Annotated in this window: 12 protein-coding genes; 8 read left to right on the forward strand and 4 right to left on the reverse strand. The window is 56.0% G+C overall.

The window, feature by feature from the left end; translation table 11 throughout:
- The first annotated feature begins 153 nt into the window (after window positions 1–153).
- Window positions 154–1152 carry a GlxA family transcriptional regulator gene (locus tag ACOOFE_RS26120; protein ID WP_420412729.1) on the forward strand — a complete coding sequence of 333 codons (999 nt, stop codon included), beginning with the start codon at window positions 154–156 and terminating at the stop codon, window positions 1150–1152.
- Here ACOOFE_RS26120 and ACOOFE_RS26125 read toward each other — a convergent pair.
- On the reverse strand, window positions 1101–2063 hold the full coding sequence (locus tag ACOOFE_RS26125) for a GlxA family transcriptional regulator (RefSeq protein ID WP_420412730.1): 963 nt from the start codon (window positions 2061–2063) through the stop codon (window positions 1101–1103). The two genes, ACOOFE_RS26120 and ACOOFE_RS26125, sit on opposite strands and share 52 nt — an antisense overlap.
- 79 nt (window positions 2064–2142) lie before the next feature.
- Between ACOOFE_RS26125 and ACOOFE_RS26130 the strand changes: the two genes are divergently transcribed.
- From ACOOFE_RS26130 to ACOOFE_RS26160, 7 genes are all read left to right on the forward strand, one after another.
- Entirely contained in the window at window positions 2143–3303 is a 1161-nt protein-coding gene (locus tag ACOOFE_RS26130; RefSeq protein ID WP_420412731.1) for an acyl-CoA dehydrogenase family protein, read from the forward strand.
- Between the two features lie 2 nt (window positions 3304–3305).
- Complete coding sequence (locus ACOOFE_RS26135; protein ID WP_420412732.1) at window positions 3306–5336, forward strand: acetate--CoA ligase family protein; 2031 nt, start codon at window positions 3306–3308, stop codon at window positions 5334–5336.
- Complete coding sequence (locus tag ACOOFE_RS26140; RefSeq protein ID WP_420412733.1) at window positions 5333–6118, forward strand: carnitinyl-CoA dehydratase; 786 nt, start codon at window positions 5333–5335, stop codon at window positions 6116–6118. Before ACOOFE_RS26135 ends, ACOOFE_RS26140 begins: the two co-directional genes overlap by 4 nt.
- A gap of 11 nt (window positions 6119–6129) precedes the next feature.
- The gene (locus tag ACOOFE_RS26145; protein ID WP_420412734.1) at window positions 6130–7041 is read left to right on the forward strand and encodes a 3-keto-5-aminohexanoate cleavage protein; all 912 of its coding nucleotides are present in this window, start codon (window positions 6130–6132) and stop codon (window positions 7039–7041) included.
- Entirely contained in the window at window positions 7038–8456 is a 1419-nt protein-coding gene (locus tag ACOOFE_RS26150) for a carnitine 3-dehydrogenase (protein ID WP_420412735.1), read from the forward strand. The genes ACOOFE_RS26145 and ACOOFE_RS26150 overlap by 4 nt, the downstream gene beginning before the upstream one ends.
- A gap of 776 nt (window positions 8457–9232) precedes the next feature.
- Window positions 9233–9856, forward strand: coding sequence for a Crp/Fnr family transcriptional regulator (locus ACOOFE_RS26155; protein WP_420412736.1), 624 nt, complete (start codon window positions 9233–9235; stop codon window positions 9854–9856).
- A gap of 142 nt (window positions 9857–9998) precedes the next feature.
- Complete coding sequence (locus ACOOFE_RS26160) at window positions 9999–10448, forward strand: GNAT family N-acetyltransferase (RefSeq protein ID WP_420412737.1); 450 nt, start codon at window positions 9999–10001, stop codon at window positions 10446–10448.
- A gap of 64 nt (window positions 10449–10512) precedes the next feature.
- Here the strand turns inward: ACOOFE_RS26160 and ACOOFE_RS26165 are convergent, their stop codons facing one another.
- Genes ACOOFE_RS26165 through ACOOFE_RS26175 form a run of 3 tightly spaced genes read right to left on the reverse strand, consistent with a single transcriptional unit; the run spans window position 10513 to window position 13507 of the window.
- Entirely contained in the window at window positions 10513–11856 is a 1344-nt protein-coding gene (locus tag ACOOFE_RS26165) for a TRAP transporter large permease (protein ID WP_420412738.1), read from the reverse strand.
- Window positions 11856–12455 carry a TRAP transporter small permease gene (locus tag ACOOFE_RS26170; RefSeq protein WP_420412739.1) on the reverse strand — a complete coding sequence of 200 codons (600 nt, stop codon included), beginning with the start codon at window positions 12453–12455 and terminating at the stop codon, window positions 11856–11858. The genes ACOOFE_RS26165 and ACOOFE_RS26170 overlap by 1 nt, the downstream gene beginning before the upstream one ends.
- Window positions 12443–13507 (reverse strand): C4-dicarboxylate TRAP transporter substrate-binding protein, encoded by a 1065-nt coding sequence (locus ACOOFE_RS26175; protein ID WP_420412740.1) that lies wholly within the window; start codon window positions 13505–13507, stop codon window positions 12443–12445. The genes ACOOFE_RS26170 and ACOOFE_RS26175 overlap by 13 nt, the downstream gene beginning before the upstream one ends.
- Between the last annotated feature and the right edge of the window lie 71 nt (window positions 13508–13578).

Raw genomic sequence — 13578 nt, forward strand, 5'->3', positions numbered from 1 at the left:
AGTCAGTCAACGTCTTTCATTGTTAAGGTGCAGTCTGCAGCGCCCCGCTCAAATACGGCGCGCAGTCGTCATGAACCGACATTTTCCCCTTGTCATTTCCTTAAAAGCGTAGTGCTGTTCCGAGAATGGACTGTGCGCAAATGGAATAAGAATATGCCGATCTGGTCGAATCCGGCTCAAAAAACGCGGAAGTTAAATGTTCTGCTGTTCGACAAGTTCTCTAACAATTGCCTGGCCAACGCCATTGAACCCTTTCGAGCCGCCAATGCGATCAGCGGCCAGAGCCTCTATCAATGGAAGTATGTGACACTGGACGGGGCACCCATTCAGTCCTCGAGCGGGCTTCGCATTATACCAGACGGCGCCTTGAGCCACGCAGAGCCCGGATACGCTGTCGTGGTTTTGTGCAGCTATGACTTCGTCTTGCACAGCACGCCAGCGAGCTTTGCAGCGCTGAGGGCCGCTGCAACCCGGCACGACGTGATGATCGCGATGGATGCCGGCAGTTGGCTGTTGGCAAGTGCAGGTCTACTTGATGGCCGCAAGGCCACCATTCATTGGGAAGAGCATACCCATTTCGCGGAAACCTTTCCTGACGTGACGACGTTTCGGGATCGTTATGTCATCGACGGCAACCGGATTACCTGCACCGGCGCCATGGCTGCATACGATCTTTCCTCACACTTGGTTGCTGAACATCATGGGGAAGCGCTGCGCCTGGAAGTCGGGCTGATGCTGATGCACGATGGCTCCTCATCCCAGCTTGCGTTTCCATTGCCTCAAGCGCGCAGCGATGCGGTCAAACGCACCATCAAGGTCATGCTGGAAAACCAGGAAACGCCGCTGCCGATTTCCAAGCTCGCGTCAAAAACCGGCCTGTCGCAGCGCCGTTTGCAAGATCTGTTTTCCCAGGAATTTGGAACAACACCATCCGTAGTCTACCGGCGCATTCGCTTGGCAACAGCCAGGCATTTGGCCACTGATGGCTCACTAACAATCGGGGAAATCGCCTGCCGGTGCGGCTATGCCAACGTCAGTGCGATGATCCGGGCATTTGTGGCTGAATTCGGCATCCCGCCTGGAAAACTTCGCCGAGAGGGTCATCCGGACAACCGGTCGGACCGGGGTATTAAGTCAAACTCGAGCCTGTAGGCGCGTGTCATTGCACTGGCGTTTTGATAACCGCAGCGGATTGCGATTTCGGCGATGGTCAGGTCTGTGTAGCGGATGAGCCTCCGCGCCTCCCGCAGACGGATGGCCTTGTAGATAGCCTTTGGCGTCATGCCAAATTCTGCATTGAACCGGTTTTCCAACAAACGCTGATCGACCTTCAGGCGTTCGGCCACGTTTGGGATGGTCAAGGGGTTTTCAATGTTCCGCCGCATCAAGGCCGTCGCTTCGCGCATCAGCCGATCTGCGGTCCGTTCTTGAAACAGATCTGACCTTTCACCGGAACTGCCATGCATAAACAAAGTGGCCACTTCCAGAGAAAACAGCGGACTGTGATCCTTCTTGATAATTTCCAGCATCAGTTCGAAGGTTGTCGAAGCACCGCCACAGGTCGCAACCGTGTCTTCCAGGACATAGCGGTCTTCGACAACATCAATTTCCGGAAAGGCTTCGGCAAAGCCCGAAAGCTCATCCCAGTGGATGGTTGCTTGTCTGTTATCCATCAAACCGGCTGCAGCCAGCATCCAGCCGCCCGTGTCGAGACCGCCGAGCAATTTGAACCGCTTTCGTGCCGCGCGCAGAATTTGGTGCAGTTTTGGGGTCGAATACGATTTGAAGCCGTAACTCGGCATAACAAACAGGTAATCACCGCCCGGCTGCGCGTCTGCCCAACTGAGCGTTTCAACAGGCAATCCGCTTGAAGACACCACTGTACCGCCTGCCACACTGACATGTTGCCAGGAATAGAGCGGTTTCCGGGCAATCGTGTTGGCCGCGCGGAACGGCTCAATGGCGTTTGCCAGGCAGTGGTTTGAAAAGTTTTCAAACAGCAGGACGCAGATCAACCGGATCTGTTGCGACGGCTGCGGATCAGATTTTTTCAAAAACTGCACAACATCCCACCAAAACTGCACAGAACGAAATTCGAATTCTTCACACTCTCTTGTCAGCAAATCAAGAGGGGCGACGGCGATGCATTTTGGCCTGACCGAAGAACAAGAGATGATCGTCTCCACAGTGCGATCATTCGTAGAGAACGAAATCTACCCGCACGAAGAGATGGTTGAGAAAGCCGGTCAGGTGCCGCATGAGCTTGGTGAGGAACTCAAGCAGAAGTGCATCGACCTTGGATTTTATGCCTGTAACTTCCCCGAAAGCGTCGGCGGTGCCGGATTGAGCCATCTGGATTTTACGCTGGTGGAACGCGAACTTGGCCGCGGCTCGATGGCTCTCAACCACTTTTTCGGCAGGCCGCAGAATATCCTGATGGCCTGTAAGGACGAGCAGATCGAAAAATACCTTCTGCCAGCCGTCCGGGGTGAGAAAATGGATGCCTTGGCCATGACTGAACCCGATGCTGGTTCCGATGTTCGCGGCATGAAATGCCAGGCCGTGCGCGATGGCGGTGATTGGGTGATCAGCGGCTCCAAGCACTTCATTTCGGGCGCTGAACACGCCGATTTCTTCATTGTCTTTGTGGCGACCGGTGTGGATGAAACGCCTAAGGGGCCGAAAAAACGGATCACCTGTTTCCTGGTGGACCGGGGCACACCAGGGTTTGAAGTTCGCGACGGCTACAACTCCGTGAGCCACAAGGGCTACAAAAACTACATTCTTTATTTCGACCAATGCCGCTTGCCCGATGCTCAAGTGCTTGGTGAAGTCGACGGCGGGTTTGAAGTCATGAACGAGTGGCTCTACGCCACGCGCCTGACCGTTGCTGCCATGAGCGTTGGCCGCGCGCGGCGCTGCTTTGACTATGCCGTCAACTATGCCGCTGAGCGGAAGCAGTTCGGCCAGTCCATCGCCAAGTTCCAGGGGGTGAGTTTCCAGGTGGCCGACATGATCACCGAGATCGATGCCGCCGATTGGCTGACGCTTGCAGGGGCCTGGCGGTTGGATCAAAACCTGCCGGCCAACCGTGAAATCGCCAGCGCCAAAGTCTATGCAACAGAAATGTTGGCCCGGGTGACAGACACCACGCTGCAGATCTTTGGCGGCATGGGTTTGATGGACGATTTCCCGATCGAACGGTTCTGGCGCGATGCCCGCGTGGAACGGATCTGGGACGGCACCAGCGAAATCCAACGCCACATCATCAGCCGCGACATCTTCCGGCCGTTGGGGGCTTAAAGATGCGGTCTTTGACCCGCTTATTAAACCCGCGATCGATTGCGGTCATCGGCGGCGGCGCCTGGTGCGAGAGTGTCCTCACGCAATGCAAAGCGTTCGGTTACTCCGGTAAACTTTCAGCCATCCACCCCAAACGTTTGGATGTTGGCGGTATTCCGGCCGTCACCTCTCTGGCGGATCTGGAAGATGTGCCGGATGCGATTTTTATTGGGGTGAACCGCCATGTCACTATTGAGGTCGTGCGCGAAGCAGCTCAGCTCGGCGTGGGAGGCGCTGTCTGTTTTGCTTCCGGTTTCCGCGAGGCTGCTGCCGAGCTCGAAGACGGAAATGACCTGCAGGACGCTCTGATTGAAGCTGCTGGCGATATGCCGATCCTCGGCCCGAACTGCTACGGGTTCATCAATGCGCTTGAGACAGCGTCCCTTTGGCCGGATCAGCATGGTTTGGCCAAGGTTGACCGAGGCGTCGCGATCATTTCGCAAAGTTCAAACATTGCACTGAACCTGACCATGCAGACCCGCGGCCTGCCGGTGGCTTATGTCATGACAGTCGGCAACCAAGCGCAATCCGGGTTGTCTCAGATTGGCGAAGCGCTTTTGCAAGACGACCGCGTGACGGCGATAGGTCTTCATATCGAGGGGATCGACAATCTCTCCGCTTTTGAAGCCTTCGCCCGCAAGGCCTGGGCCTGCGGAAAGCCGGTCGTGGCGCTGAAGACCGGACGATCCGAGCAGGCTCAGGCCGCAACGGTCTCCCATACAGCTTCAATAGCGGGGACGTCTGCAGGCGCATCAGCGCTGTTTGACCGATTGGGAATTGCCGAAGTCCAGACACTTCCGATTCTCTTGGAAACGCTCAAGCTTTTCCATGTTCACGGTCCATTACCCAATACCCGAATTGCTTCGATGTCTTGTTCCGGTGGTGAAGCCAGTCTCATGGCGGATCTGGGCCTTGCCCATGACATTACATTTCCGGAGCTTACAAATTGCCAATCGAATGGGCTGCGTAGCGCACTCGGCCCGAAGGTCGCCCTCGCCAATCCGCTTGATTATCACACTTATATCTGGAGCGATCCTGCAGCTATGGCCGACACGTTCGCGGCCATGATGGCTGGTGATCTAGCACTCGGCTTGGTGGTGTTGGATTTTCCACGCAGCGACCGCTGTAACGGTGCGGAGTGGGAGAAAGTTATCGATTCGATTGATTTGGCCGCCCGGACCTCAGGCAAACCGATGGGCGTAGTTGCCTCGCTCCCGGAAGCGCTGCCGGAAATCATTGCTGAGGATCTGATTAGGCGGAACATTGTTCCCTTCGCCGGGATGGAAGAAACCATGGCCGCGATCTCCGTGGCGTCAAAACTTACGCCGCCGCCAACTGATACCGGCATCTTTGTTCCGGGAGAGCTGGTGCAGGTCGAAACTTTGAGCGAAGACGCCGCCAAAGCGCAATTGAGCGCGTTCGGTGTCCGAATCCCCAAAAACGCAACGGCCAAAACTGCGGAAGAGGCAGCCACTCTTGCCGATAAGATCGGCTATCCGGTTGTCCTGAAAGGCCTGGGCATCGCCCATAAGAGCGAAGCAGGCGCTGTTGTTCTCAATCTGATGTCCAGCGAGGACGTTCTGGCTGCTGCAGCACATATGCAAGTGGATGGATTTCTCGTAGAAGAGATGGTCACTGGAACGCTCGCAGAGTTATTGATCGGTGTCGTGCGCGACCCAGGTCACGGCTATGTGTTGACCCTAGCGGCCGGCGGTGTGTTGACCGAACTTCTGGAAGATGGCGTCTCTTTGACCATCCCGGCCAGCCGGGAAGACCTTGAAAAGGCCCTTGACCGCTTGCGGATTTCAAAAGTGCTCAAAGGATTCCGGGGACGGCCTGCCTGTGACATCGACAAAATCCTCGATACTATTCTGGCACTTCAGACATACGTTTTGTCGGGTACGGTTGAAGAAGCCGAGATCAACCCGCTCCTTTGCGGCCCAGACCTTGCCATTGCGGCGGACGCCCTCATCAGATGCGGACAAAAAACATGACGGATAATCCAATCAAGACCCAAATCACCGGGCATATTCTGGAGGTCACGCTCGACCGACCGAAGGCCAATGCCATTGATCTTGCGACCAGCCGGATCATGGGCGACGTCTTTACCGATTTCCGGGACAATCCAGACCTGCGTGTCGCCATTGTGACCGGCGCTGGCGGAAAATTCTTCTGTCCGGGCTGGGATCTGAAAGCGGCAGCAGACGGCGATGCCGTTGATGGCGATTACGGCAAGGGCGGTTTTGGCGGTCTGCAGGAACTGCGCGGCCTCAACAAGCCGGTAATCGCGGCCGTCAATGGTATTTGCTGCGGCGGCGGCCTGGAATTGGCGCTGTCCGCCGACATTATTCTTGCTGCTGATCACGCAAGTTTCGCACTTCCGGAAATCCGCTCCGGCACCGTCGCCGATGCCGCCAGCATCAAGTTGCCAAAGCGGATTCCCTATCACATCGCCATGGAAATGCTGCTGACCGGACGCTGGATCGAAGTTGAGGAAGCCGCCCGCTGGGGACTGGTCAATCACGTTTATCCCGCAGCAGATTTGATGGCGGAGGCCCGCAAGCTCGCCGAATTGCTCGCCTCCGGTCCACCGCTGGTCTATGCGGCGATCAAGGAAGTTGTCCGCGAAGCCGAAGACATGAAATTCCAGGACGCTCTGTCCCGGATCACCAAAAGCCAATTTGCCACCGTGGAAACCCTCTACCGGTCTGAAGATCAGCTGGAGGGCGCACGGGCCTTTGCAGAAAAACGCGATCCGGTCTGGAAAGGCCGGTAATAGGGGGAACCATGCCACTTCAAATGAACCGTGATGTTTTCATCACCTGTGCCGTCACCGGGTCGGGCTCGACCCAAGACAAATCTCCCCATGTGCCGCGCAGCCCCAAAGAGATTGCCGCCAGTGCGATCGATGCGGCCAAAGCCGGTGCGGCGGTGGTCCATTGCCACGTCCGCGATCCAGACACCGGTGTGCCATCCCGGCGTCTTGAGCTCTACCGGGAAGTCACCGATCTCATCCGGGCGGCTGATGTTGACGTGGTCCTGAACCTGACGGCTGGAATGGGCGGCGACATCACGTTTGGGTCCACAGAGGCCCCGCTGCCAGTCAATCCGGCTGGCACAGATATGGTCGGCGCTACGGAGCGGATGGCGCATATTGCCGAATGCCTGCCGGAGATCTGCACGCTCGACTGCGGCACCATGAATTTTGCCGAAGCCGATTATGTCATGACCAACACCCCGGGCATGCTCCGTGCAATGGGCGCTATGATGACTGAGCTTGGTGTTAAGCCGGAGATCGAAGCGTTTGATACCGGTCATCTGTGGTTTGCCAAACAACTTGTCGAAGAAGGCACGCTCTCTTCCCCCGCCCTGGTGCAGCTGTGCATGGGTGTTCCGTGGGGCGCACCGAACGACCTCAACACGTTCCTCGCCATGGTCAATGCCGTGCCACAGGACTGGTCCTGGTCAGCCTTCAGCCTTGGACGCGATCAAATGCCCTATGTGGGTGCATCCGTTCTCGCCGGTGGCCACGTGCGTGTTGGCCTAGAAGACAATCTGTTTTTGGAAAAAGGCGTTCTTGCCACCAACGCCCAGCTCGTCGAAAAAGCAGCCGGCATCATTGAAGGCATGGGCGCCCGCATTATCGGACCGGATGCCGTGCGCGAAAAACTCGGCCTTACCAGAAGGGCTCCGAAATGAAAGCAGCGATCATTGGCGGCGGCGTCATCGGCGGCGGCTGGGCCGCCCGCTTTCTGTTAAACGGCTGGGATGTTGCGGTATTCGATCCAGATCCGGAGGCTGAACGCAAAATCGGTGAAGTGATTGCCAATGCCCGCCGGAGCCTGCCGGCGCTCTACGACAAGGCTCTGCCTCCTGAGGGGACTTTAAGTTTTCACACCGATATGGCCGAGGCGGTCAAGGGCGCCGGCTGGGTTCAGGAAAGCATTCCTGAGCGGCTGGATCTCAAACATAATATCCTCGGTCAACTCAGTGAGATGGTTCCGGAAGACACGGTCATTGGATCGTCAACCTCCGGCTTCAAACCCTCAGAGCTGACGGCAAACGGTGCGCGCGCAATCGTCGCCCACCCATTCAATCCGGTCTATCTGTTGCCGCTGATCGAACTGGTTGGCAATCCGGAAACAACCGGAAAAGCTGCAGAGATCCTGCGTTCAATCGGCATGGCTCCGCTCACGGTCCGCAAGGAAATCGACGCGCATATCGCAGACCGGTTTTTGGAGGCGGTCTGGCGGGAAGCCCTTTGGCTGGTCAAGGACGGCATCGCCACGACGGAGGAAATCGACGAAGCCATCAAGATGGGATTTGGCATAAGGTGGGCCCAAATGGGTCTGTTTGAAACCTATCGAGTTGCCGGTGGCGAAGCCGGAATGAAACATTTCATGGCCCAGTTCGGACCTGCCTTGAAGTGGCCGTGGACCAAGCTGATGGATGTCCCGGAATTCACCGACGAACTGGTGGATCTCATCGCTGGACAGTCAGATACCCAGTCCGGGCACCTGTCAATCCGGGAGCTGGAACGACTGCGCGATGACAATCTGGTCGGCATGATGCGGGCGCTCAAAAAGACCGGAACTGGCGCAGGCGGTGTGATCCAGCGGCATGAGGCCGGGCTGCCAGCTCCTGAGGCCAAAGACCTTCCCATCACAGGTGACCGTCAAATCCCGGTGAGCTGGACCGACTACAACGGTCATATGAATGAGACCCATTATCTGGAAGCCGGGTCTCTCGCAACAGACGAATTCATGCAGTTGATCGGCGCGGATGCCAGCTACATTGCATCAGGGAAAAGCTATTTTACCATCGAATCCCATGTCCGCTACTTGAGTGAACTACATGCGGGCGAACAGCTGACCATCCAGACCCAGGTGCTTAACGGCAAGGGCAAAAAACTGCACCTCTTCCATTTCCTCTATGGGGCTGACGGCACACTCGCCGCAACCGTGGAAACACTGCTGCTTCATGTCGATCTCACCACTCGGGCAAGTTCCCTGCCGGATCCGGAGGTTCAGGAGAAACTGGAATCCTTCCACACAGCTCACGAGCCGCTCGGCTTGCCCAATGGTGCGGGCCGGTTCGTTGGGCAACGGGCTTAGGAGTAGCATTTTTTGGCTATTTCGGCCCAGCTCTTAATCTGAGTTGGGCCGAAGTCATATTTGGTTGGAGGCTCTCACAGGACACTCAGAATGCGTTTTTAGTCCGGCAAAAATTCCATGGTCAGTATCGCTGATCGCAATCTCGTAAAATCGATAATCCTAAGAAGACAACGCACGGATTGCGTAAGCGTTACTACGCATAAGCTGTGCCGCCTGTGCGGCGATCCAATGTTCCAACCGGTATTTTTGATGGGAGTTAATCAACCCTTGGCCGAAAAGAATAGCGCTTAGAAATAAGCGGCTGTGTTATGTTGTTGCTGGCTGAACTCGGCAGTTGTAGCGGGAAAATTCTCAGTGCCGGTGAGGCCCTGTCGCCTGCATTTCCTTTAATATTTCAATGGCCTGCTTCCATTGCTCAGCTGCTCCGTCTTCCCCGTGTTCGAGCAGTTCCAATCGCCGCTGCTCACATTCCGCAATCGCACGCGCGCCATAACGATCAATCATGCGCTGTGCGGTTGAGAGGGCTGATGGCGAGCGTTTTTCCACGAATTGTACCGATTAATCCGTATTGATCAAAAGTCGAGTGTGGCCTTATCCTCAACGGCATGTAATTGACGATTGTTAATCGAAAGCCAGCCATAGTGACCGCCAGCTTCACCATAGAACCATGTTCTGGAACGTCCGGGAATACGGGAAAAACCCCAGACTGCTGCGCACATTGTCACAGGCGCAAAGAAACGGAATGGTGCGATCTGGGCGCTAAAGAGCTGGAAATCTTGAGTTCTTCAAAACATTCCAGAATTTATGAAGCGGGCGAACTGCTCTACCAGCAAGGCGATGATTGCAATGGGATCTTTTGTGTCCGTGATGGCATCGTTGGCGATCGCCGCGTCGACACAGATGGCAATTCGGTCCTCGTCCGATTGAACTACGGCGCAACAACCCTCGGCTATCAGGAGTTTCTGACCAAGACCGAGTACCGCAATACCGCTGAGGTTCTACAAGACAGTTTCGTTTGCTTCATCCACCGGTCGGTCATTAGCCAGCTATTGTCATCAGATTCAGCACTTGGCGAACGATTCTTGAGGCGCAGTATTCGCGACACCCAGAAACTGGAAGACAGTTACGTTGTTGCCATGAATGCCAGCATCCGGTCGCGCCTCTTGCATGTTCTGCTGGTGTTGTATGAACGCAATGGCAAGATCGACACCGCTGACCGGCATGTGCTCGAAATCCCGATCGCACGGGCAGATTTGGCCTCACTGGTTGGGACTGGTCCTGAAACCATCTCCAGAACGATCCGGAAACTGCAGCAGGACCGGCTGGTCGAATTTGACGGTCGAACCGCCTTTATCCGGAATTTGGATGCGGTCTATAACGAGATTGTCGCGTTAAACTGATTGGGCTTCTACGCCTGCCGTCCAAATGATATTCATCCAATCAAAAGGCACTGTTGTCGTTTGAACAGACCCGCTGCATGTCTCCTTCAAGCACCAATGCTTAAGTGCCGGTTTCACAGACAATTTCCGGAGAACAACAGGCATGCAGATCAGGCGTGCAGCGATTAGCGACGAGCCATCTATCCGTGTTTGCGCGGAAGACTCCTATGCTCCATACATCGCCGCTATTGGGAAAAAACCGGCGCCAATGACCGCCGATTTTGCAGCGCAGATTCACGCTGGCTACATTGATATCGCAACAGATGACACCGGCCAACTGCAGGGATTTATCGTCTTCTTTGCAAAAGACGATCATATGTTCCTGGAAAATGTCGCGATCCATGCTGCGGCAGCCGGACAAGGGATCGGCAAGGCCTTGATAAGCCATTGTGAGACACAGGCCCGCGCGCTCGGGCTGCTATCTGTTCGTCTTTACACGAACGAGAAAATGACCGCGAACCTTAAGATCTATCCAAAGCTTGGCTACACGGAATCTGGCCGCCGCAAGGAAGACGGCTTCAATCGCGTCTATTTTGAAAAGTTATTGGGCTAGAGCCGGGACAAGGCGGTAATAGGCTCCGGCACGAAGGCCGGAGCCGCGCAAGTCTATTTGTCAATCAAAACATCAGGCTCGGCAGGCCAAGCGACAGGATCGGGAAGGCCAAAAGGGCCAACAGGACGGCGATGTCCAGCACCAGAAACTTCATGATGCCGAAGAAGATCGTGTGCACCTGGATTTCCCGGCCAATCACCGAATTGATGACAAAGACGTTGAGGCCAACCGGAGGCGTGATCAGGCCGATCTCCAGCAGCTTAACGACAATGACGCCGAACCAGATCAAATTGAACCCCATGCCTTCGATCAGCGGAACCGTGAAGGGAAGGGTCAACAGCATCGTGCCGATTGGGTCCAGGAACATGCCCATGACAAGGTAGATCGCCACAATGCAAAGCAGGATCACCCAAGTCTCGAGCCCAGCGCTGGCGACCAAGTCGACCAACCCACCGGTCACACCGGTGAGCGACACGAACGACACGAAGATCTTCGCCCCGACCGCTATGAAAAACAGAGAGCCGGTTTGATAGGCGGTTTCGCGCATCGACAAGACAAAATCGGCCCAGCGCAACCGTTTTGATAGTGTGCCGTAGACCAGCACGAACGACAGGCTGACTGCTGCGGCCTCCGTGGCTGTAAAAATGCCACCATAAATGCCGCCGATGATAATCACCATCAAGGTGGCCGCCGGCCAGGCCTTTGTCGCAGCCGTAAACCGGTCATCACCGGAGATCTCACCTTCTGGCACCGGCGCTGCGCCCGGCCGGAATTTGACCCAGACCATCACCGTGATGATGAAACCGGCGAGGCTCAAAAGCCCCGGCACGACTCCGGCCATGAACAGCCGGCTGATCGAGGTTTCGGTAAAGGTACCATAAAGAATGAACAACACGCTTGGCGGGATCAGCGCCCCGAGCGTACCGCCGGCCGCGACACTCGCCGTGGCCAATTGTTTGTCATACCCGTATCGCAGCATTTCCGGCACACAGATGCGGCCCATCGACGAAGCACAGGCCACGCTTGATCCGGTGATTGCCGAGAACCCGCCACAGCCAATCAGCGAGGCGATCGCAAGACCGCCCGGCAGCCGCGCCATCCAGACCCGGACCGCGTCGTAAATATCCGTCGTTATCCGCGTGTGGTAGGCAATATGCCCGGCCGCGATGAAGAGCGGCACCATGGAGAGCGAATAGGAATGAATAAACTCAAAGGCGTTCGATTCAATCAGCGCCATGGCCGGGCGCAGGCCGCGGTCTAAATCGAACTCCCGTCCGGGGCGCCAAGCGTAGGTGACCAGAGAACAGACTGAGGACACGCTGACGAGGGTAAAGCCGATTGGAACGCGTAAGGCCAGCAGCGTCAACGCTGCGATGAAGCCGAATACACCAATTGTTGAGGGGTCCACTAGGCCGCTTCCTCCCAGCTGGGATCATGGGTCTTATCCGGAGTTCCGCCACCGCCAGACCCAAGGGCAGCCAAAAGGTCTTGAAGGAACAGGATCGTCAGGCGGATGAAGAACAGCGCATAACCGGCAAAAAACGCGACCCGGCCAGGCCATTCCGGCAATTCCAATATCCCGAAAAAATAATTTCCTGATTGGATGGCATGCACCATCGCCAGATAGCCGGCATATGTGATCGGGATCACCGCGAGCAATCCAACGCTGGCGGCCAGCACATTGAGCCAGACATGCGTGGCTTTGGGCAGCATGTCGGTCAGAACTTCGACAGCGATAAACCCCCGGTCGGCTGCGACATAAGCGAGCGGCAAGATGAGCGCACCGATCATCAAATCACCGACGACAACAACCTCATCCGGGATCTGCACGCCAACCAAAGACCGAAGGAGGATCCCCAACGTGATGTAGATGCACATCCCTAAGATCGCAGCAGCCGCGGTGGCAATGAATGCTGTCTCAATCCAACCAAGGGTTTTTAAAGCTGCGTTTTTCCAGCCCCGCCCGTCATTTGGCGGAGCCGGAACTGGGGTCTTTACCGATCCCATGGGTAACCCTTGGCATCGAGCTCGGCAGCATATTTATCGACCAAGCCGGTATACTCGTTCCAGATCCCCTGACCGTCATAGCCACGGCCTGTCATGTCATCGATCCATTTCTGGACATACTTGTCTGACAAGGCGAGCAGCTTGACACGCTCCTCTTCGGCCAGCGGAACGACCGGAACCTTGCGGCCAATTTCGCCGCTTGCCAAACCGGCCTTCACGTCATTGATGGTGGCAAGTTGAATGCGGGCAAACTCATCCACCATGTTCGAGCCAGCAGCCATGACCGCTTCCTGATGTTCTGGCGGGAGGTCCTCCCAGACATGTTTGTTCATGATCAGCGCGAAACCGCCGACCTGACCCCAGTTGGCTTCGGTAATGTGATTGATGATTTCGTAATGCCGGAAAGCACGGTTGGTATAGTAATAACCGGCGGCACAATCGACCAATCCGGAATCCAGCGCCTGATAAACCTTGTCGAACGTCATGTTGACGACATTGGCACCGATTTCGTTCAAGGCCTTTCCAACTGTTCCGGTGGCCCGAACGGTCAGACCATCAAAGTCCTCGACCTTTTCGATTTTATGATCGCCGGTGCACTCGAACTGCGTGCCTGTTGAGGTGAAGTTGCTCAAGAAGACAACGTTTTCCTTGGCGAGGAAGTCCTTGAGCTGCGCATTGGTGGTCAAGAGCTCGTGCATTGCGCGCAAACCCACCCAAGTATCTGAAGAGGAAATGGGCAGATCACCAATTGCCAGCCCTTGAAGCTGCTTTGGCGCGTAAGGCGCAATGACGGTTCCCATATCGGCGGCCCCGGCAGCAATCCCATTGAGAGCCGCTGACCATTTTAGAAGCGCGCCACCCCAATGAACATCGAAAGTGAGCTCACCATCTGTCCTACGGCTGGCTTCATCTAAAAAGTATTGGAGCGCTTTTGCCCTGGCTCCTCGGTTCGGACCTGCTTCCGAATACCGGAGCTCGGTTCCGGCGGATGACACGCCGGCCATGGCAACACTCAAGCCCAAGCCGAGAACGGCAGACTTTATGGAAATCATCTTCTCTTCCTCCCATTAAGTGGATCGGGCGTCCGGCTCGATCCGTGCGGCTATGTCGCTCCGGCCGCAAA

Origin of the sequence: Roseibium sp., assembly GCF_965216085.1 — a bacterium.
Taxonomy (GTDB): Bacteria; Pseudomonadota; Alphaproteobacteria; order Rhizobiales; family Stappiaceae; genus Roseibium.